This is a genomic window from Halorubrum luteum (assembly GCF_054652935.1).
Genome location: NZ_BAAIGT010000002.1, coordinates 1,249,564 through 1,268,885, shown reverse-complemented (window position 1 = coordinate 1,268,885; position 19,322 = coordinate 1,249,564). Strand labels below are relative to the sequence as shown.

21 protein-coding genes and 2 tRNA genes are annotated in these 19,322 nt (G+C 66.2%); 4 read left to right on the top strand and 19 right to left on the bottom strand.

Annotation, left to right across the window (positions count from 1 at the left end; all coding sequences use genetic code 11):
* Positions 1 to 97: 97 nt before the first annotated feature.
* The 3 genes from ACYQ0R_RS06325 to ACYQ0R_RS06315 all read right to left on the bottom strand — a co-directional run bounded on the left by ACYQ0R_RS06325 (position 98) and on the right by ACYQ0R_RS06315 (position 1,675).
* On the bottom strand, positions 98 to 496 hold the full coding sequence (locus ACYQ0R_RS06325) for a peptide ABC transporter ATP-binding protein (protein ID WP_459821711.1): 399 nt from the start codon (positions 494 to 496) through the stop codon (positions 98 to 100).
* Positions 493 to 714 carry a hypothetical protein gene (locus tag ACYQ0R_RS06320; protein ID WP_459821709.1) on the bottom strand — a complete coding sequence of 74 codons (222 nt, stop codon included), beginning with the start codon at positions 712 to 714 and terminating at the stop codon, positions 493 to 495. The genes ACYQ0R_RS06325 and ACYQ0R_RS06320 overlap by 4 nt, the downstream gene beginning before the upstream one ends.
* 160 nt (positions 715 to 874) lie before the next feature.
* Positions 875 to 1,675: an NAD+ synthase gene (locus tag ACYQ0R_RS06315; RefSeq protein ID WP_459821707.1), complete on the bottom strand. Its 801-nt coding sequence runs from the start codon at positions 1,673 to 1,675 to the stop codon at positions 875 to 877.
* 287 nt (positions 1,676 to 1,962) lie between these two features.
* Here ACYQ0R_RS06315 and ACYQ0R_RS06310 point away from each other — a divergent pair, with 287 nt between their 5' ends.
* Positions 1,963 to 2,709, top strand: coding sequence for a hypothetical protein (locus ACYQ0R_RS06310; RefSeq protein WP_459821705.1), 747 nt, complete (start codon positions 1,963 to 1,965; stop codon positions 2,707 to 2,709).
* Positions 2,710 to 3,014: 305 nt separating this feature from the next.
* Here the strand turns inward: ACYQ0R_RS06310 and ACYQ0R_RS06305 are convergent.
* Positions 3,015 to 3,088: transfer RNA gene (locus ACYQ0R_RS06305), tRNA-Tyr, on the bottom strand.
* Between the two features lie 138 nt (positions 3,089 to 3,226).
* On the opposite strand from ACYQ0R_RS06305, the gene ACYQ0R_RS06300 reads away from it, so the two are divergent.
* Entirely contained in the window at positions 3,227 to 4,072 is an 846-nt protein-coding gene (locus ACYQ0R_RS06300; protein WP_459821703.1) for a hypothetical protein, read from the top strand.
* Between the two features lie 87 nt (positions 4,073 to 4,159).
* Here the strand turns inward: ACYQ0R_RS06300 and ACYQ0R_RS06295 are convergent, their stop codons facing one another.
* A complete protein-coding gene (locus tag ACYQ0R_RS06295) occupies positions 4,160 to 5,395 on the bottom strand; it encodes an FAD-dependent oxidoreductase (protein WP_459821701.1) in 1,236 nt (411 codons plus the stop codon).
* Positions 5,396 to 5,668: 273 nt separating this feature from the next.
* Positions 5,669 to 7,294, bottom strand: a complete 1,626-nt coding sequence (locus tag ACYQ0R_RS06290) for a S8 family serine peptidase (RefSeq protein ID WP_459821699.1) — start codon at positions 7,292 to 7,294, stop codon at positions 5,669 to 5,671.
* A gap of 85 nt (positions 7,295 to 7,379) precedes the next feature.
* Here ACYQ0R_RS06290 and ACYQ0R_RS06285 point away from each other — a divergent pair, with 85 nt between their 5' ends.
* Positions 7,380 to 7,925 (top strand): SRPBCC family protein, encoded by a 546-nt coding sequence (locus ACYQ0R_RS06285; RefSeq protein ID WP_459821697.1) that lies wholly within the window; start codon positions 7,380 to 7,382, stop codon positions 7,923 to 7,925.
* Positions 7,926 to 8,034: 109 nt separating this feature from the next.
* Positions 8,035 to 8,106, top strand: a tRNA-Ala gene (locus ACYQ0R_RS06280).
* A 204-nt stretch (positions 8,107 to 8,310) separates the two neighbouring features.
* On the opposite strand, the gene ACYQ0R_RS06275 is transcribed toward ACYQ0R_RS06280, so the two are convergent.
* From ACYQ0R_RS06275 to ACYQ0R_RS06215, 13 genes are all read right to left on the bottom strand, one after another.
* Positions 8,311 to 9,123, bottom strand: coding sequence for a SagB/ThcOx family dehydrogenase (locus ACYQ0R_RS06275; protein WP_459821696.1), 813 nt, complete (start codon positions 9,121 to 9,123; stop codon positions 8,311 to 8,313).
* A gap of 8 nt (positions 9,124 to 9,131) precedes the next feature.
* The gene (locus ACYQ0R_RS06270; RefSeq protein WP_459821694.1) at positions 9,132 to 9,299 is read right to left on the bottom strand and encodes a TrkA C-terminal domain-containing protein; all 168 of its coding nucleotides are present in this window, start codon (positions 9,297 to 9,299) and stop codon (positions 9,132 to 9,134) included.
* A gap of 134 nt (positions 9,300 to 9,433) precedes the next feature.
* A complete protein-coding gene (locus tag ACYQ0R_RS06265) occupies positions 9,434 to 10,057 on the bottom strand; it encodes a class I SAM-dependent methyltransferase (RefSeq protein WP_459821692.1) in 624 nt (207 codons plus the stop codon).
* Positions 10,058 to 10,174: 117 nt separating this feature from the next.
* Positions 10,175 to 11,671 (bottom strand): monovalent cation/H+ antiporter subunit D family protein, encoded by a 1,497-nt coding sequence (locus ACYQ0R_RS06260; RefSeq protein WP_459821690.1) that lies wholly within the window; start codon positions 11,669 to 11,671, stop codon positions 10,175 to 10,177.
* Positions 11,668 to 13,512, bottom strand: a complete 1,845-nt coding sequence (locus ACYQ0R_RS06255) for a Na(+)/H(+) antiporter subunit D (RefSeq protein ID WP_459821688.1) — start codon at positions 13,510 to 13,512, stop codon at positions 11,668 to 11,670. The genes ACYQ0R_RS06260 and ACYQ0R_RS06255 overlap by 4 nt, the downstream gene beginning before the upstream one ends.
* The gene (locus ACYQ0R_RS06250; protein ID WP_459821686.1) at positions 13,512 to 15,161 is read right to left on the bottom strand and encodes a complex I subunit 5 family protein; all 1,650 of its coding nucleotides are present in this window, start codon (positions 15,159 to 15,161) and stop codon (positions 13,512 to 13,514) included. Before ACYQ0R_RS06250 ends, ACYQ0R_RS06255 begins: the two co-directional genes overlap by 1 nt.
* Positions 15,154 to 15,600 (bottom strand): sodium:proton antiporter, encoded by a 447-nt coding sequence (locus ACYQ0R_RS06245; protein WP_459821684.1) that lies wholly within the window; start codon positions 15,598 to 15,600, stop codon positions 15,154 to 15,156. The genes ACYQ0R_RS06250 and ACYQ0R_RS06245 overlap by 8 nt, the downstream gene beginning before the upstream one ends.
* Positions 15,597 to 16,085 (bottom strand): MnhB domain-containing protein, encoded by a 489-nt coding sequence (locus ACYQ0R_RS06240; RefSeq protein WP_459821682.1) that lies wholly within the window; start codon positions 16,083 to 16,085, stop codon positions 15,597 to 15,599. Before ACYQ0R_RS06240 ends, ACYQ0R_RS06245 begins: the two co-directional genes overlap by 4 nt.
* A complete protein-coding gene (locus tag ACYQ0R_RS06235; protein WP_459821681.1) occupies positions 16,082 to 16,681 on the bottom strand; it encodes a DUF4040 domain-containing protein in 600 nt (199 codons plus the stop codon). Before ACYQ0R_RS06235 ends, ACYQ0R_RS06240 begins: the two co-directional genes overlap by 4 nt.
* Positions 16,678 to 17,073: a monovalent cation/H(+) antiporter subunit G gene (gene mnhG / locus ACYQ0R_RS06230; RefSeq protein WP_459821680.1), complete on the bottom strand. Its 396-nt coding sequence runs from the start codon at positions 17,071 to 17,073 to the stop codon at positions 16,678 to 16,680. Before mnhG ends, ACYQ0R_RS06235 begins: the two co-directional genes overlap by 4 nt.
* Positions 17,070 to 17,348, bottom strand: a complete 279-nt coding sequence (locus ACYQ0R_RS06225) for a cation:proton antiporter (protein WP_459821678.1) — start codon at positions 17,346 to 17,348, stop codon at positions 17,070 to 17,072. The genes mnhG and ACYQ0R_RS06225 overlap by 4 nt, the downstream gene beginning before the upstream one ends.
* Positions 17,345 to 18,448, bottom strand: a complete 1,104-nt coding sequence (locus tag ACYQ0R_RS06220) for a monovalent cation/H+ antiporter subunit E (RefSeq protein WP_459821676.1) — start codon at positions 18,446 to 18,448, stop codon at positions 17,345 to 17,347. Before ACYQ0R_RS06220 ends, ACYQ0R_RS06225 begins: the two co-directional genes overlap by 4 nt.
* Positions 18,449 to 18,522: 74 nt before the next feature.
* On the bottom strand, positions 18,523 to 19,248 hold the full coding sequence (locus tag ACYQ0R_RS06215) for a methyltransferase domain-containing protein (protein ID WP_459821675.1): 726 nt from the start codon (positions 19,246 to 19,248) through the stop codon (positions 18,523 to 18,525).
* Positions 19,249 to 19,322 lie beyond the last annotated feature (74 nt).

Sequence of the window (19,322 nt, the reverse complement as noted above, 5' to 3'; positions counted from 1 at the left end):
TCGATCCGTACGGAGGCGACCCGCTTCACACTGCCGGCCGATGGCAGACCGGACACCTCGCGTCGTATCGCTCCTGCGAACGCGACGCCGGATCCGTCTACCGAAGCAGTCGGCGACCCGCGCCTCGAAGCGACCGAACACCGTCGGCAAGTGCGGACACGGCACCGAGAGGACGAAGTTCGACATCACAACCCGCGACTCGTCGCGAGACGAAGCCGGGTGTCGCGCGAGTGCCAAGCACCGCCACGGTCCGGTGCCGAACGCGAACCTCGACGCTGAGGCCGGTCGCGTACAGCAGCTCCCGGAGTGCCTGCTCGTTCGGACCTCCGCCGAGTGATCGCGCGGCTCGGAGGGCGTCCCGAACCGTGTGTAGCTCGAACAGGAGCGTGTCGCCGGTTGACCGTACGTCCGCCACAACGCCGTCCACCGCCACCGTCAGGTCCTCGGTCGTGACCGAGAGGGTGGTTCCTACCCGGTCGATGCCGGCTACCGTCACTCCTGTTCGCGGGTTGTGACGCGAACCGTACCGTCGACTCGCCAGTGGGCGTGTTCCGCGTCATCACCCGTCCCGCTTGGGACGTCGACTTCCAGATCCTCGAACTCGTAGCTGATCTCGGCGTTCCGCCCGGTAAGCCGGTCGTACAGCCCGATGGCCAGTTCTGGCCACGTGGTCGTTTCGTCGATCCGTTCTTCGGGGTCGTCGGATTCGGACATACGAACAACCACGTGATGTGTGAACAAACCAGTACAGCCTGACTGTGTCAGCTTGATGCTCGATCCGTGACGGTCACCGCCTCGGTCAATGGTCGCGGCTCTCCCGTCTGCATCGGAAAGTGGTTGGCTACCGGCGCATGTGCCAGTGGTAGTTTCGGACCTACCTGTCCTCGGTCGGCGTCGGCGGGAGCGATCGCTTGTGTCGGGTTCGGTCGTGCCGGGCGAGCAGCCGTTGCACGAGTGACTCGTCGACGCCGAGCCGGTCGGCAACGACCGGAGTCTCGATCCCTCCATCGATCGCGAGACGCAACACGGGGTCGACGACGTCGTACGGTGCGCCCAGGTCGTCACGGTCGTACTGACCGGGAAGAAACCCTGCCGTCGGCGGTTTCTCGATGACGAACTCCGGGACCTCGAGCGCTCGGGCGAGCTCGCGTACCTGCGTCTTGTACAGATGTCCGATCGGGAGGACATCGGCCGCGCCATCCCCGTGTTTCGTCACGTATCCGAGCAGCCGCTCGCTCCGGTTCGTCGTTCCCAACACGATCCCGCCGGTGACGTTAGCTGCGAGGTACGCGGTTGCCATGCGGAGCCGAGCGACGAGATTCCCCGTCGACACCGGGTCGTCGTGGAGATCGAACCGGTCCGGCATACAGCCCGAAAATCCGGACAGCGCCGGCTGTAGATGGATCGTCTCGTGTTCGATCCCGAGCGCCTCGGCCAACCCCTCGGCGTCCCGCGCGTGGACGGCTCCCGTCTTGTTGGAGGGAAGCGTCAGCCCGTACACCCGGTCCGGCCCGAGCGCCTCCGCCGCGAGGGCGGCAACCACCGTGGAGTCGAGACCGCCGCTCATGTTCACCACGACCCCGTCGGCGTCCGCGCGCGCCATCGACGACCGAACGAACGCCGATATCCGCTCGACGGACTGCTCCGGATCGTCGAGTCCGACGTCCGCCGGCACCGCGTCGCCGCGACTACCAGCGATGCGAGACCACCGCCGTTACGTCGACGCCGCGAGTCGTCCACGCTGAGTTTCTTCGAGTGTTCATTTACACAGTGTTCCAGCTACTTCTCACACTAATGTCTTCTTATAAATCGGATTGGTCTATGGGAGATCCATATAAGGTCTTAACACCAAACGTACATGAAAAACGATCCGACACGTCAGATGCGTCTACGCTCGCGAGAGCTCACGGCACGCGTGCTGCGGCTCGTAAGAGCTATTTTCGTCCAGCCGAACCCGTACGAGTGAGCTACGATCGGCGGCGGATCCTGCTTTCGGGAGTCGCGTTCGCGAGCGCCGGTATCGCTGGCTGTGCCGATCACGGAGGCGATGACGGGGACGAGACGGCGGCAAACGAGGACGACGGTCCGGCTCTGGGGAAGCTGCTCGCAGTCGAAGAGGAGTTCTCCGTCACCGGCTCGATCACCGTCGATCCCGACGAGGAGGGAACGTCGATCGAGGAGGTGTCCGTCCGGGTCGTCGGCGACACGCTCCGGCTCGAGTACGAGCGTGATGAGACTCGGATCGTGCGGTATCATCGCAAGGACCGTGGTCGGCTGGTCGTCGGAGACCGGTGCCGGACCGACCCGATCGAGGCGTTCGACCCGGATCCGCGCACACTCGACCACGGGCTGTCCGCCGTCCCAGCTGTCACGGTCGACGCGGTCGACCGCGCGCCGGTGGTGCCGGGCGCGTTTCGGAAACGATTACAGGGCGATCCCGACCTGCAGCCCGTCGATCGCGAGCGGGTTGACGGAACCGATCGATTCGTGTACGAACTGCCACACGGCGGCAGGCTGCAGGATCGAGTGACCGTCGTCGTCGACGCGGATGGGCGCCCGATCCGTATCGAGTCGAGACGCGTCGGCGAGTGGGTGATGCGGACGTGGGAACGGCGCGTCCGGCGTGTCGTGACCGTCGACTGGCGGTTCGATGACTGGGGCGAGACGGTCGGGAGGATACTGCCCGACGATCCAGCGTGTCCAGAGTGAATCCGTATCGACTCGAAAACCAGTCCGCCCTCCCCGAATTGAAACGCGCGAGACGATCGCCTCGCTTCGCTCGGCGCTGCGACTCGCTGTTCCCCGCTCGCTCCGCTCGCGGGGACGGGGGACAAGCCGATCCGCGGTCGACTGCGAATCGGCCCGAAAACCAGTCCGCCCTCCCCGAATTGAAACGCGCGAGACGATCGCCTCGCTTCGCTCGGCGCTGCGACTCGCTGTTCCCCGCTCGCTCCGCTCGCGGGGACGGGGGACAAGCCGATCCGCGGTCGACTGCGAATCGGCCCGAAAACCAGTCCGCCCTCCCCGAATTGAACGGGGGACAAGCCGATCTACAGTCGGCTGCTCTACCAGGCTGAGCTAAGGGCGGTCGAGTAATCGTAGTCGCCGGATCGGACTTAAGAGTTCTCTTTCGATCCCGGCTCGAGCCGTTTCCCGCGCCCGAAACCGGCCGACGAGAGCCGATCGTACGCATCGTTTTTAAGTTCGTCCCGGCGCGAGCGGGAATATGACCGACGGGAACGAGAGACAGACGACCTTCGGCGCGGACGGGAGCCTCGAGACCGAGACGACGCCGGACGCGACCGGCGAGAACGATTTCGGCGAGTCGAAGGAGCCGAACGAGACCGACGGCGGCTACAGCCGCTACGACGTCTCGAGCCTGCTCCAGAAGGCCGTCCGACGCTCCGATGAGCAGATCGCCGCGTGGGCCGCGTGGGAGCTCGCCCGATCCGGCTACGCCTGGAACCTCTGGGAGCGACTCAATCTCTACGTCGTCGAGGATCTCCGTGCGGGTGATGAGGTTGCGTTGACGATCCAGCGCTACGAGGAGCTGGCTACGGAGCGCTGGGAGCCCGAGGAGTGGCGCGGTCGCCTCTGTGCGATCCACGCCGCGCTCGCCGCGGCGAGAGCCACGTCCACCCGCGAAGCGTCGAACGCCGACGAGTACTTTCATACGATCGCGAAGCGTCGCGCCGACGCTGCTGAGCGGGACGAAGAACCCGCTCACGACTTCCCAGTGGGCGACCTGGAGCCCGGCGGTGAGTTCGACGCCATTTTCGACGGACACACGGCTGCAGGCTCCCGGCTCGGACGCAGCACCCGGTTCTTCAAAACGCACGGCGCACGGGTCGGTCCCGAAGGCGAGTCCGATCTCAGCGCCCGCTGGCAGCGCCTCGCGATGCTGTTCGACGACGAGATCGACTACTCCGAGGCGGAGATCTCCCACGCGGTCGAACCCGTCGATCCCGAGGCACCGTGGACTGAGCCGAGGTTCGACGAGAACTCGTCCGCTGACGACGACCCGGACGCGGACCACGCAGACCACGGATCGCTCGCCGACTTCTCAGAGTGAACCACTCGCGTCACGGCCGGCCGTCAGCAACACCTGCGGACTGTTATCCCGGAGCAGCGGCTCGGCCGGGAGTGAACGCTCGGCCGCCTAGGACTCACCGGCACCGACGACGTCGGCGTCGGTGGGATTCGATCCACCGTATCGCTCCACGAACGCGTCGAGCTGCTCCGGATCGTCGGCACCGGGTAGCGGTTCGGTCGTCGTCCTGCAAGGTGCCTCGACACCGAGTCGGTTACAGACGTGGTCGCTCGTCACCTCGGCCATCTCGCGGTACGTCGTGAGCTTGCCGCCGACCACGCTACAGAGGTTCGGGACGTCCTCGTCCGCGTGGTCGATCACGGTGAATCCGCGGGAGATACCGCGTCGGGTCGAGCCAGCCTCGTCCGGCGCGTACAGCGGCCGAACACCCCACCAGGTCCGGATCGTCGTGGCGTCTGCCACCGCCGGAAGCATCGCCGCACACTCCTCGATCGAGCGCTCGATCTCCCACTCCGCGGTCTCGTACGCGTCCGGATCACTCACCGGGACGCTCGTCGTTCCAAGCACGACTTCACCGTTATGAGGCACGACGATGTCGCCGTCGTCCGGATCCCGGCAGCGGTTCAACACGGGCCCGAGTCCGTCGTACTCGACGGAGACCATCACCCCCCGACTCGGTGCCATGCCGACCTCCACGTCGGCGAGCTCGGCGATCCGGTCGGCCCAGGCACCGGTGGCGTTGACGACGTACTCCGGCTCGACGGTTTCGTCGAGCTCACCGCCGACACGGACCGACGTGACGCCCGTCTCCCCGGGTGTCACGTCGATGTCCTCGACCGGCGCGTGTGGGTGGACGCGTGCTCCGTGTCGCTCCGCATCGGCGGCGTTCGCCGCCACGAGTCGTGACGGATAGATCACGCCGTCCGGGACTCGAAACGCCTCGGCGACGTCGTCGGAAAGGTCCGGAACCAGCTCCCGAACGTCGGCAGCGTCGAGACGCTCGGTGTCGATACCGATCTCCGCACACGCGTCGAGTTTCTTCTCGAAGTACGCGGGGTCGTCCGCCTCGAGCCGAACGAACAGACCGCCGGTGTCGCGAACGCAGGCTCCCGCGATCTCCCGGAGCGTACGGCTTTCGGAGAGGCATTCCGCCGCCCCTCGCTCGTCGGCCTCGGCGTACCGCGCCCCACTGTGGAGGAGGCCGTGCGAGCGTCCCGAGGTCCCGCCTGCCAGTCCGCCGCGCTCAACGAGCGTCACGTCGACGTCACGCAACGCGAGATCGCGCGCGACGCCGGCTCCGGTCGCTCCACCACCGATCACGAGGACGGTCGGATCGGCAGTCACGCGATCTCACCCCCACTCTCCGCGTGAAAGCTGTGGCCATCGGGCGGGGTAAGTCGGTTTTCACGAACGGTAACAGTCCGACTGCTTCGGGGTCGATACTCCATGTACAGGCGTAGGGATGAGCGGCATTGAGGCTGGCGGCGGGGACGGCTGGCAGCGGAGGTGGTTGGCATCTCGGCGGTCGACAGCAAGGCAGATCGGCTGTCGGTTTCGACGGTGTTCGGTCGGAGCGGAATCGGGTTCTCGCGGAGTCAACGACTTCGGGAAGCCAGTTCAGTCGCTCCGACGGACTCCCGTTTCGGAGTCGCAGGTCGATCGCGCAGCGACGAGGAGAGCCACTGCGGCCACGAGAGCGGTTATCACCCCGAACCCGGACGCGTCATCCGTAGTCGCGGGGTCGACCGCGTCCGGAGTCGGAGTTGGTGCAGGCGACGGCGTCGGTGTCGGCGACGGCGGAGTCGCCTCGACTGCAGCCTCCACCGCCGCCTCCGCATCCACGACCCCGTGCCCGTGGCGGTCGTCAGGCTCGGTCGCTCCGTCGGGATGAACGGCAGTGTCGACGACCGCCGACTGAAGATCGTCGCCGCCGATCCGTCCGTCCGTCGCGGCGACCGCCAGCGCGGCGATGCCGCCCACGTGGGGTGCCGCCATGCTCGTCCCCTGCAGCTCGACGTAGCCGTCAGTCGTCCCCGCCTCGGCGCTTCGAACCCCGACGCCGGGGGCAGTCACGTCAGGGACGACGTAGTAGTCGGGCCATCCGGCCGGCGTACCTCCGAACGCGGCGGTCGTGTTGATCGCCGCGCCGCTGGAAAAGGTCGCGACCCCTCGGTCGTCGCGAACCGCGCCGACCGCCAGCGCATCGTACGTGTTCGCCGGCGACGCCGACGTTCCGTGGCCCGCGTTGCCGGACGCGGCGACGACGATCTTGTCGGCCGCCCGTGCGTTCCGAACTGGTCGAACGAACCCACCGAACGTTCCGTTCGTCCCGAGGCTCATCTGCAACACGTCGACCGCCTCGTTCGCAGTCGCATGCTCCATGCTTGCGAGCACGCTGGCGAACGTCGCGGAGCCGTCCTCGCCGAACGTGTTGATACCGTACAGTCCCGCATCCGGTGCAACGCCGATCTGTGTGCCTGACGCGTCGCCGCCGGCCACCGTCCCCGCGACGTGTGTGCCATGTCCGATCGGATCGCGTGCATCCGCGACCTCGTCGGCCACGAGCGTGCCGTTCTCGTCGAACTCGGCCCACCCGTCGAGGTCGATATCCCGATGTGTCGGATCGACGCCGGTGTCGATGACGGCCACAGTCGCCCCAGCTCCGCGCGTCTCGAACCGCTCCCACGCGGCAGGCGTGCCGATGAGTTCGAGCCCGGGGGTGTAATTCCCCTGTGTGTGAACTTGTGTCGCGTGAGTCTCCGGCATATAAACCGCTCCGTCCGGAGCGGAACTACCGTCGTCGATGTCGAGCGTCTCTATCTCGACGTTCTCGTGGACGTGCGTCACGTTCGACACGGCGAGGAGGTCGGCCGCGTCGACGGCGTCGGGATCCACTGTGACCACCATGGCGTTGGCGAGCCAGAACTCCGATTCGACGGTGATGGCATCGTGGTCGCCGGCAAACGCCGCGAACGCCGATTGTTCGGCCGCAGCGTGGGTTTCGAGCTCGTCAACCACCGCCCCCGGATCGTGTCGTTCGACCTCGTCGACCGGGGTGAATCGAACGACGACCTCGGTCGGTCCCGACTCGTTCGCGAGCGGCTCCGTCCCGAGCGGACCGTCGACGTTCGTGGAGTCGACGCCGGACGTGGCACCAGCCGCAACGCCGCTTAAAAGTACCGTCGCGGTCGCGACGAGGAGGAACACGAGAAGTACGCGACGCCACTGTCGGCCGGTATCCATGGTTGGCAGTCGATCGGAGCGGAAAAATAGGTTCGGTTGGCCCGAGTGACCGATCACTTATACGCTCTCCGTCGAAGGTGACGACGTGGACGAGCTCGTCGTCAGCACCGAGGTGTACGCCGCTCCCGAGACGGTGTATGAGTTCCTGCTGGACTTCCCGCGGTACGGTCGCTACTCGGAGTATCTCCGGGAGGTACACACGCTCGCGGGTGACGGCGGTCCTGGAACACGATACGCGCTCACGTTTGCGTGGTGGAAACTCACCTACACCGCTCGGTCGGAGGTAACCGACGTGACGCCTCCTTCGCGGATCGACTGGACGATAACGAAGGATATCGACGCCGGGGGGTGCTGGCGGATCACCCCCCTAGAACCCGACGCGGATGCGGGATCCGATACGGGGAACGAACCCGCCTGTGAGGTCGCCTTCGAGGTGCAGTTCGATCCGGGGTCGGCCAGCTCCGACGCGTTGGATCTTCCGCGTCTCGTCTCGTTCGACTGGGTGCTCGAAAAGACGATTCCGCTCATCAAATCCGAGGCCGAACGGGTCGTCGAACGCGCAGTCGCCGACCTGGAGGGCAGCAAGCGACCGGTCGACCTCGACGTGTACGTCGACTCCGACCGGATCTGAACGCCGCGCAGAAACGAGAGTGAGGTGTCGAATCGTGGCACGGAGGACCCCAGAAACGTCGAGTCGAAGCCCTTAAGAGTTACACGGCGAAAGCCAGTAGTGCGCACGAGGGCTCGTAGATCAGTGGTAGATCACTCCCTTGGCATGGGAGAGGCCCCGGGTTCAAATCCCGGCGAGTCCATCCCGATTCCTTCCCCATGCATGGGGAAATAGAACAGTACAGAGAAGCGTTAGCTGCACCGATAACAGGACGACATCTTCAACAGGGGTGTGCGCCTCTCCGACGGCGACACCGGGAGAGCGATACGGCGCGTCGCGATCGCCACCGCTTGTGGGTGATTCCTCGGTCGGCGGTGAATGACGTCGGGAATGCAGCCCGTTCCAGTTATATACTGCTCCCGACCGGGAAGATGTAAAGCGGTCGGTGTTCCTCATCGACTGCAAGAAGGGACCGCAACTCCGCGTCCGCGAACGCGCCGACGGCCACCGTCGATAGGTCGAGTGTCTCGGCCTGGAGGTAGATGTTCTGGCCCGCATGTCCCGCCTCCATCGGCACGTACCGGCGCTCCCCGCGCTCGCCGTACCGATCCATGGTCCGCTCGTCCACTCCCGTGATCACGACCGAGAGCGGGGCCTCCGCCACGAACTCTTGGTCGACAGCGATCTCGCGAAGCTGCGGGCCAAAGGACCCATCGCGTACCCGCTCGAGTTCGTGGTCGGCAGGGTCGTAGTGGAAGACGCCCGAAGCCACGTCTTGGATTCCGGGATCGGTGCAGACGACGAACAGCTCGAGCGGATACTGAGCACCCGCGCTCGGTGCCGCCCGGAGACCGACAGCTCCCGCCCGCCGCTGTGTGATACCTTGGGCGGCCCAGCAGAGCTGTCCGATCTCGGCCGGCGTGAGCGCTCTCTCGCCGAAGGCACGCCGCGATCGGCGGTCGGCGATGGCCGTTTCAACCCGCTGGTCACCCCGTATCGTCTGCGGGCTGGGTAGCTGCACCACCGCTTGGGAGGGCGGAGGATCGTCGTTCGCGGCGGGCGGGTCCGGTTGCTCCCAGAACCGAAGCCGGAACGTGTCGCTCAAAAAGCCGATCAGGACCGCGCTGACCGCCGCCGCGACACCGATCAGCTTCGCCACGGTTCGACGCGAGAGTGACCGTTCGCGAGTGGCGGAGTCGCGCTGCGGGTCGGGTGCCATATCGAGCACTACTGGTGCCAGTCGCTTAGTGATTGGCCGGATGCGCTCACTCCCGAACGAAGGAGGCGAACCGTCGGATCGCCGTCGCGTTCGACGGCGACGATCATCGCGCCCGTTCGGTCCCTGACATCGGCCTCGGCGATCGTGCGTCCCGCCAGCCCTGCCGCGGTGAACACGGGAGAGCGAGCGGGACACGACTGTCGGCCACGCGTATTTCTTATATTCGGTCGAGCACTACGGGAAATAGTTCTCGTTCGGTAGCGGAATACAGCGAACGGACGACGCGAGACTGCTCGCGCGAGGAGGGGTCTCAGCGCTCGTCCGGAACGTCGGGATACGACTGCGCGCCGCCACTCGAGTTCCGGGCAACTACCGTTGCCACGGCCGCGGTACCGTCGTTGACCTCGCGACGTCGTTCCTCGTAGGTGAGGATCGTCAGATCCAGGCATGCTCGGAGCAAGTCGTTCGACCGGTAGCGGTGGCGGTCCCTCGAGGGACCGATCTCGACGCGTTCGCTCGAACGGAGATGGTGTTCGTACACCAACACGCCACCGGGCGCGAGCGCATCCTTGAGCTCCGGCACGAGTTCGAGCGCGGCAAAGAAGCTCACGGTGATCAGGTCGTACGCGTTCGCCTCGATGTCGTACTCGGAGTCGGTGAGATCGGTCCGGATCCATTCGACGTCGACGCCCGCCTCGGCGGCGCGGCGTCGGCCCCGTTCGAGGGCTTCGTCGGAGACGTCGACGGCCTCGACGTCGTAGCCGCGCCCGGCGAGATACACCGCGTTGCGTCCGGTCCCGGTCGCGACGTCAAGCGCACGGCCCTCGGGGAGCGTGTCGATCCGTCGCTCGAGCTCGGGGATCGGGTGCTCTGGGAGCTCGAACTCGTCGTCGCTGCTGTACTTCTCATTCCAGCGTTCTCGGTCATCGGTCACGGCCGAACGCTCGTAGGGAGCCGTGTTGAAACTAGCCGTAGGCGAATCGTGTTGAAGCTAGCCGTAGGAGACGCCGCGGGAGGAAATCGTGTGGTGTGATGACCGGCCCGCCCTCGATCAGCCGAGGAGCCGAGCGATCGTCGGATCGAGGGCGGTCTCGAACCACGCAGACACGAGTCCCAGTCCGATCCCGAAAAGCGCCGCGAGGAACACGACGGCGATCATCGCGCGCGTCACGCCCGGTTGTGTGTCGTGACGGTCGGTCGGTTCGTGGAAGTACAGGCGGTTGATGAACGGGACCACGTACATTACGGTCAACAGCGTGCTGACTGCCACGACGAACGCGACCATCCACATACCCTCCCTGAGAGCCCCGAGCGCGATGTACCACTTGCCGACGAACCCGACGGTCGGGGGAAGCCCGATCATCGCCAGTGCGAGCAACACGAACGAGAGCCCCATCACTGGCGATCGCTTGGCGAGCCCGGCGTACGCTTCGAGCGTCCGAGCGTCGAACCGGATCGCGAACATCCCCGCGAGGACGAACAGGCCGCCTTTGATGATACCGTGGCCGAACACCTGTAGCACGGCCCCGAAGACGGCCGTCTCGTTCGCGACGGCGATGCCGGTTACCACCAGCCCGAACTGCGAGACCGTCGAATACGCGAGCATGAGTTTCACGTCCCGCTGAAGCACCGCGAAGACGTTTCCTACCAGCATGCTCAACACGGCCACGGCGACGAACCCCTCCCACAGCCACGGGTTCGCGTACAGGAACTCCAATGAGAAAACCGTAAACACGACTCGGGAGAGGGCATACACCGCGACTGCGGGCACCAGCCCGGACAGCATCGCGCTGATGGCGGTCGGGGCGGAGGCGTGAGCGTCCGCGAGCCACGTGTGTACCGGAAACAGAGCGATCTTGATCACGAGGCCGGTCGTCAGAAAGACGAACGCCGCGGTCACGAGCGGGTCACCGTAGCCAACTTCGGCGATCCGGACCGACGCCGAGGCCATGTTGAGCGTCCCGGTTGCCGCAAACACGAGCGTCACGCCCAACAGGTACAGCGTCGCACCCACGGTGCCGATCAGGAGGTACTTCATTGCGGCGTACGTCGACCACCGGGAGTTCGCCGCCGCGACGAGGGCGTAGGAAGCGATCGCCATGATCTCGAGAAACACGTACAGGTTGAACAGATCACCCGCCATCGCGATGCCGATGATACCGCCGGTCAAAAGGAGATAACAGCTGTAAAACGCGTTCGATCCCGGTCCGGCGGAGCGCGTGTACGCGAGCACGCCGAGCGCGAGGAGCGAATCGAGCGCCACGATCGTCACTGAAAAGGCGTCGGCGTGTAGCTCGATCCCGTACGGGACCGGGATCCCCCCGATCTCGTATCGAACGAGACCGTCAACGAACACGACCACGGCGAGCGCAGCGGCGACGACGAGGGTGACCGAAAGCACCGCGACGGCGACTCGCCAACCTATCCGCCCGTACCGCATGCCCGCGACGATGGGGACGACCGACGCGAAAAGCGGCAGCAACACGACGAGACCGGCGAACCACTCCGGGATCGCTACCGCGAGCGGATCGATCGCATCCCCGATCATAGATACGCCACCCCCAGCGCGATCGCTAGCAACAGCAGCACCACGTAGATGCTCGCGTCCACGGTCGCTTTCAGGCCGGTTGCGCCGGGAACGCGTCGTCGTCGTGCGTCGTAGGCGTTGGCGTAGCCTTCCGGAAGGAGCGACCAGAGCACCGACTGTGGCACCCGGACGGCACGGACCGAGAACACGGCGAGCGCGACGAGTCGAGCGTCGACCGTCCGGAAGACGGCGGAGACCACCCTTGCCAGTCCGCCCCCGCCGTAGAAGATCAGCGGATCGTGTACCCGGTGGACGTCGATCCCGCCGTGAAGCCGATCGAACAGCGGTTTCCCGACGAGAAACGCGACGACGCCCGCCGCCGCGAGGCCGAACGCCTCGGTGAGATGACTGACGGAATAGGGGTCGGTCGCCCACGCTGCCGGGTCGGGAAGCAGCGCGAACAGAACATCGTAGTAGACGCCGAGCACGATACACGTCGCGGCGATGAAGCCCATCACGACCGCATGACCGAAGCCCGCGCGGGCGGTCCTGACGCGTTCCGCGCCGTCAGCTTCATCCGACGTCTCGGCGGCTTCAGCCGGATCACCGTAGCGGAACGCGTAGTAGCCGAACTTGATGAACGACGCGAAGGTCCCGACCGCACCGGCGAGAAGCAGAAGACGGAGCGGTCCGAGTCCGGCGTCTGCGGCCGCATCCAGCACCATCCCTTTGCTCACGAACCCGTTGAACCCCGGGACGGCGGTGATCGACAGGGCAGCGACGAGGAACGTCCCGAGAACTATCGGCATCGTCGATCCGAGCGCGCCGAACCGGTCGAGGCGGTTCTCGCCGGTCCGTAGAACGATTACGCCGGCGACCATGAACAACAGTCCTTTATAAAGTACGTTGTTGAACAGGTGTGCGAATCCGCCGGCGACGCCGAGCGCCGAGCCGATGCCGATCCCCGCGAGCATGTAGCCGACCTGCGCCTGAATGTGGTACGCCAGCAGTCGCCGCATATCCTTCTGAGCCAGCGCGTACACGGCGCCGTAAACGGCCATTACCCCCCCGACGTAGGCGAGGACGAGATTCCCGTCCGGGAAGGTGCGGTACACCGCGTACACCGCTGCCTTCGTGGTGTACGCACAGAGGAACACTGACGTGGCAACGTGAGGACGGTGATAGGTGTCCGGCAGCCACCCGTGGAGGCCGATCACCGCGGCGTTCAGTCCGACGCCGAGTCCGACCGCAAGCGTCGCGAACCCCGGTGCGACGCCGGTGCCGTCGAACTGGAGGGCGTCCGGGGAGAGACCGACCGCGATCAGGTGGGCAGCCACGCCAACGAGCAGCAGACCGCCGCCGATCGCGTGAGCGATCGCGTACCGGTAGCCAGCCCGAACCGCCGCTCCGCCGTGGAGCCAGACGAGAAGCGTCGAAGCGACCGCCATGATCTCCCAGCCGATGACGAGCGACAGCCAGTCGCCGACGGTTACCGTCCATATCGCGGCCGCGACGTACGCGAGCGCCACCGCGAGGTGTCGGCGGTCGAATCCCGCGAAGAAGGCGTACACGACGGCTGCAGCACCGAATCCACCGAAGATCAACACGAGGAGGCGAGTAGGCGTGTCGACGGCAACCACGAGCAGTTCGAAGCCGAGAAAGCTCCCCGTGGCTCCGACGCCGTCGGGGACGAGAACCGCCCACACGAACACCCCCGAGAGCGCGACCGCTCCAGCGGCATGGCCGATGCGCCGAGGGAGAAAGGCGGCAAGGACGGCCGCGATGGCGACGAGAATCGCTGGCGGAATCGTGAGCGGGTCGACGAGGGCCGTCCGGCCAGCCGTCGCGAGTCCGACACCCATCACGGCACCCTCACTCCCGTTGCGGCGTCGACAATGGCTCTCGTGGCGTCCGCGAAGAACAGCCAATCGACCGCGACTCCGAACGCCACGACCACTAGCGCGGTCGCCAGAATCGGGCCGACGAGGAGCCAGCTGGTCTCCCCACCCCACCAGTCAGCGCGCTCCCACTGGTCGCCGGGCGATCCAGTGGCGTGATCGCCTCGCGTCACCTGTGTGTCGTCGATCCCGCCGTCGGGCCGTGGGGCGGTCGTCGTCGCACCGCCGATCGGTCCGTCGACTATCGGTTTCGGGTCGGCATGCTCGGCCGATTCGAAGAACGCCGTGTACACGATCGGCCAGAAGTACGCCACGTTTACCACGCCCGAGGCGACGAGCAGGAACGGGACGAACGCCCACCCCGCCTCGATCCCCCCGACCAGCAGATACCACTTGCTCACGAACCCCGCGAACAGCGGGATCCCCGCCATACTGAACGCAGCGGTCGCGAAGGCGGTCATCGTCAACGGCATCCGACGACCGACGCCCGCCAGTTCGGAGACCTTCTTCAGCCGTAACTCGACGTAGAGCGCCCCCGCACAGAAAAACAGCGTCAGCTTCGCGAACGCGTGCGCCGGTAGATGCAGCAGGCCGCCGGCGATCGAGGCCGGTGAAAGCAGCGCGATCCCCAACACGATGTAGGAGAGTTGTGCGATCGTCGAGTACGCGAGCAGACGTTTGAGATCGTCTTGCCGCAGCGCCAGGAGGCTCCCGAGCAGCATGGTTGTCGCGGCGGCGATGGCGAGCGGCGCTCCCATTCCGATCGCTGCGACCGTCTCGGGACCGAACACCTCGAGGACGGTTCTGGCGATTCCGAAGACGCCGGACTTGACGACGGCGACCGCGTGGAGCAGTCCCGAAACGGGCGTGGGTGCGACCATCGCGCTGGGCAGCCACGGGTGCAGCGGCATGATCGCCGCTTTGACGCCGAAACCGACGATCAGGACGCCGAAGACGGTGCGGGCGAACCGCGGATCCGTGTTCGCGACCGCAGCCAGCTCCTCGATCCCGCCCGTGTCGAACGTCACCGTGCCGGCGAGCCAGAACGTGAGAACGGTGCCGAAGACGACGAGGACGCCTCCCGAGAGAGCGTAAGCGAGATACTTGTAACCCGCTCGGCGGGCCTCGTGGGTCTCGTCGTGCGCGACCAGCGGATACGTCGCGACCGTGAGCAGCTCGTAAAACAGGAACAGCACCAGCAGGTTCGTCGCAAAGGCGACGCCCATCGTGGCACTGAGACTACCGGCTAGCGCCGCGAAAAAGCGGGTGCGTTCGTGGTCGTCCAGTCCGCGAAGGTAGCCGATGCTGTACACCGCCGTGAGGACGTACAGCCCGCTGGCGACAACGCCGAAGAGGAGACCGAGCGGATCGGCCCGGAACGCGAACTCGACACCCGGGACGAGGGTGCCGAAATGGGCGAGGTGTTCCCGCCCCGCGAGTGCGTCGGGGACCATGCTGAGCACCAGCCCGAACTTCACGACCGCCGCGAGGATCGTCCACCCCTCCCGGGGCGTCGGCCGTCGCGCCGACAACACGATCAGGATCGCTGCGACTCCCGACGCCGCGACCGCGGCGAACGGTCGATACGACTCGACGACGACCGGATCAGTCATCGTCCGGATCCGTGTGCGCTCCCCCGGACGATCGGTTCCCGATGCTCCCGTCGTGTTGCCCCTCGCCGATCGATCGTTGTCTGCGTTCCTCGACCGCAATGGTTCGTTCGATCTCTCGGATATCAGTCGTGTCGAACTCCGAATGGAGACGCACGACGATCGCCAGCGCCAGCGCGGTCAGCGAGACGCCGACGACGATCGCCGTCAACACGAGCGCGTGCGGTAATGGATTCGCGTGTGGTCCAGCCTGGGCCACGAGCGGGGGGCCGGCGCCGTCGACGTAGCCGACGCTCACGAGCAGCAGGAAGACTGAGATCTGCAGCAGGTTGAGACCGATCAGTTTCCGGACGAGCTTCCGGCTGTCGATCAGCACGTAGAAGCCGAGGAGAAACACGACGAGAAAGGCGAACTGATACGGGTGGACGAGCGCGTCGATCACGGCGGCTCACCCCCGTCATCGACCGCGCCGGCTCCGATCCAGACCACGAGGCCGGCGACGACCGCGGCCACGAGAATGCCGATAGCGAACTCGACGATCTCGACCGTGTACACGACCGCGATCGGGACGGCAAACACCTCGAGTAACGCGCCACCGAAACCGACCGCAGCGAACGCTACCAGCCCGAACAGGGCGAATCCCAGGACGAACGCGCCAGCGAGAATCCGCTCGTCGATCCAGCGTCGGGTCGGTTCGACGCCGAACGCAAGCACGATCAGAACGACCGTCGCACCCATTACGATCCCGCCCTGGAAACCGCCGCCGGGGAGGCCGGTCCCGTGGAGCGTGATGAAGAGGCCGTAAACGAACACGAACGGCACAACGGTTCGCGCGGCCGTCAGGATCACCGGACTCCGGAGGTAGGCCGTCTCCGTCCCCTCGATGTCATCCGATTTCGGCGTTGTCGCGTCCCCCGAGTCGGTCACCGCAGCTCACCTCCCCGGAGCACGAGCAGGACGCCGGCGACCGCGGCGAACGCGACGATCAGCTCCCCGAGCGTGTCGAGGGTTCGGTAGACGACGAGCACCGCTGCGACCGCGTTCGAGAAGCCGGTTTCCGCAAGCGTGTGCTCGACGTAGTAGCCGTACGGCGTGAGCGTGCCGTCGGCGAACGTGAACCGGACTGCCGGAGCCGCCGGCGCCCCGACGTCCGGGAGTTCGCGAACGACGAGAAACAGCGGGACGGCGAGAAACAGGATCGCTCCGAGCAACGGCAGGTTCGTGGATCGAAGATGCTTCGCCGGTTCGTCCCCACCATCGTCCTCGGCCGTCCCGGTGATCGCTTCGGGCGGACCCGTGGTGGTTCGTGCGACGGTGATAACGAGGAGGACCGACAGCACGCCGGCACCGACTGCGGCTTCCGCCAGTGCCACGTCGGGGGCCGCGAGCAGGATCCAGATCAGTGCCAACCCCAGACTGAACGCTCCGAAGGCGACGATCGCGCCGACCAGGTCCCGCAACGTCGCGGCGAGCAGTGCCGTCCCGATCACGAACGCGACGAGGCCGAGCTCGAGCGGCGTCACGCCGACTCACCCCCGGTTTCGGAACCGTCTGGAGGCTCACTCGACGACGTGCCGGTATCGATCGGGCCGTCCTTGTCGAGCGGCTCGGACCGCGTCCACACCGATACCTCCCGACTGTAGGCGGCGCGCGCGATGGCGTGTGCCGCCGTCGGATTCGTCACGTAAATAAACCCCAGCAGGATCGCCGTTTTCACGGCCTCGATCCCCGGTCCGAAGTACGCCGTCACCGCAACGAGAGCGAACCCCGCCCCGAGAGTGTCGGCCTTCGTGGCCGCGTGCGCCCGGCAGTACACGTCGGGAAGGCGAAAGAGGCCGACAGCACCGATGAGCGTAAAGAACACGCAGCCCGCGGCGGCGACCACGACGACCGCGGTCGCGACCGGACCGGTCATCGTACCTCACCTCCGTGGAACGTGAACCGCGAGATCGCGAGACTTAACACGAAGTTCAGAAGCGAGTAGATCAGCGCGATGTCGAGGAACTCGGGTCGGTCGAGTCCGGCAGCCACGAGTGCGATGACGATCACGGCGCTCGTCCCGATGACGTTCACCGCCAGCAGACGGTCCTGGGTCGTCGGCCCCACCGCGACCCGGTACAGCAGGAGAACCGCGAGTGCGACGACCGCCGCGGCCGCACTGAGGAGTGCGGCACTCGCGACGTCGGTCACTGGCGACCCTCCGTCTCCGGACCGTCGTCCCCGTCTCGACCCGTATCGGTTCGCTCTCCGCCCGATCGGTCGTCGTCCCCCGGACCGACGCCGTGTCCCGGTCCCGCAAGACGAGTCGCGTCGCCCCGGTCGAGCGGACCCGATATCTCGAGAGCTGCACGACCCCGAAAGACGAAGCCGATCGCTCGCTCTCGCGCGCCGGAGAGGAACTCCTCGCGGGTCGGTCCATCCAGGGAGTGGACGAGCAGCTCGCTACCGTCGGCCTCGACGGTGAGCGTGCCCGGCGTGAGCGTGAGACTGTTGGCGAGCCCGGTAACCGAGATACCGTCGTCGACCGCCGCGTCGACACGATCCAGCCACGGGTCGATCGGCAGCGACGGATGTAACACGACGTAGGCGAACTGGACGTTCGCTTTGGCTATCTCCCAGAGGAGATACGGCACGAAGCAGACCCCGCGAAGGATGACGAGTGGCGCTCGTACGGGGTTCGGCGTCGTCTCGAACGTGACGTTGCGGAACAGCCCAGCCGCCAGTACTCCAGCCGCCGCGCCAGTCAGTAGGTCGAACGCCGACCCGGGATCGCCAAGCGCCAGATAGAAGCCGAACGTCAGCACGAACACCGCACCGGCTCGGATCAGCATCGGCCTCGAGAGTCGCCGAGGACCCTCGTCCGCCGGTGCCCGGTCGAACGTGAGGCCGCTTGCCGACAGTGCCGATTCGACTGGTTGGAGCGTCGGCGCGGTCGCGTCGACCGAGTAGCTCGGATCGACGACCACGCGATCGATCCCTTCGGCGGCGGCGTACGACTCGAGCACCGCCACGTGATCCGTCGGGTCGGCGAGATAGCGGTCGAGCCCGAGCAGCGCGGTGTGGACCGGCGTGCCTTCGGGTGCGACCTCCCTGGCGACGGCTTCGGCCCGCTCGATCCCCCGTCGCTGGGCCCGGGATGGTGACGGGCGACGGCGTGGTACCGTCTGTACGAGATGTAGATCGAGGTCGCCGTCGAGCGACGACGCGCTATCGAGCGCGAACTCGATCGTCCGCGACGGCGTTACTCCCGACCCAACGAGTACGAGGAGTCCGGATGATCCCGCCCCCATGCGCCGATGTTCTCACATCAGGGGTAAATAGCTTCGTAGCACGATAGCTTCCTGACACGTCAACCGTGGCGTGACTACTCGCGTGCCGTTCGCTCGAGAGCGGCGCGGTAGTGATACGCGTCGCCCGCATCGCCGCGGACCACCTCGGCGACTTTCCATCCCGTTCCCACGGCTGCTTCCCGCAGACGATCCGGGCTGAAAAGTCGAATCTGGAGGATCGGAGTCGACGCTCCGTCGTACTGGAAGAACATCACGCGATGTGCGAGCCCAGGGGTCGGATCGTGGCGATAGCCGATCAGTTCCGCGGTGGCGGGATGTGTCGGGTCGTAGCTGTCGAGCACGGCGGTCGCATCTGGCGTCGTCACGTAGGCGAGGTCGCCGAGAAACTCCGAGAGCCCCCGCATCGATCCGGCGAGTCCGAGCTGCGTCCCGTTCGAGAGCGCGGATCGGAACCGGTCTCGCTCGAACTGCGAACGAAGGTCGAACATATCTCCCGTCCGAGCGTCCTCGACGCCGCGGTCGCGCATCGTCTCGACCAGCGCCGGACTCGGTTCGATCGCGACGGTTTCGAACTGCTGTTGAAAGTACAGCGCATGCCGGCCCGTTCCGGCACCCAGATCGACGAGCGGCCCCTGTACCCACGACGCCAGCCACCCGTCATCGGCGTCGGGGTCGAACTCGGTGAAGTAGTACGAGTCGATCGGATGCTCGGTCGTTTCGCTGCCGTCACGATGGAGGAGAGGTTCGGTTCGCTCTCCGCGGTGATGGTCACGGATCGCGCGGCCGAACGCGTCGGTCATGTGGGATGCCGACGCGTTCCGGGTTGAAAAAGTCGCGTGAGAGTCGGTACCGTGTTGCCGAGCGACTCTTTCTC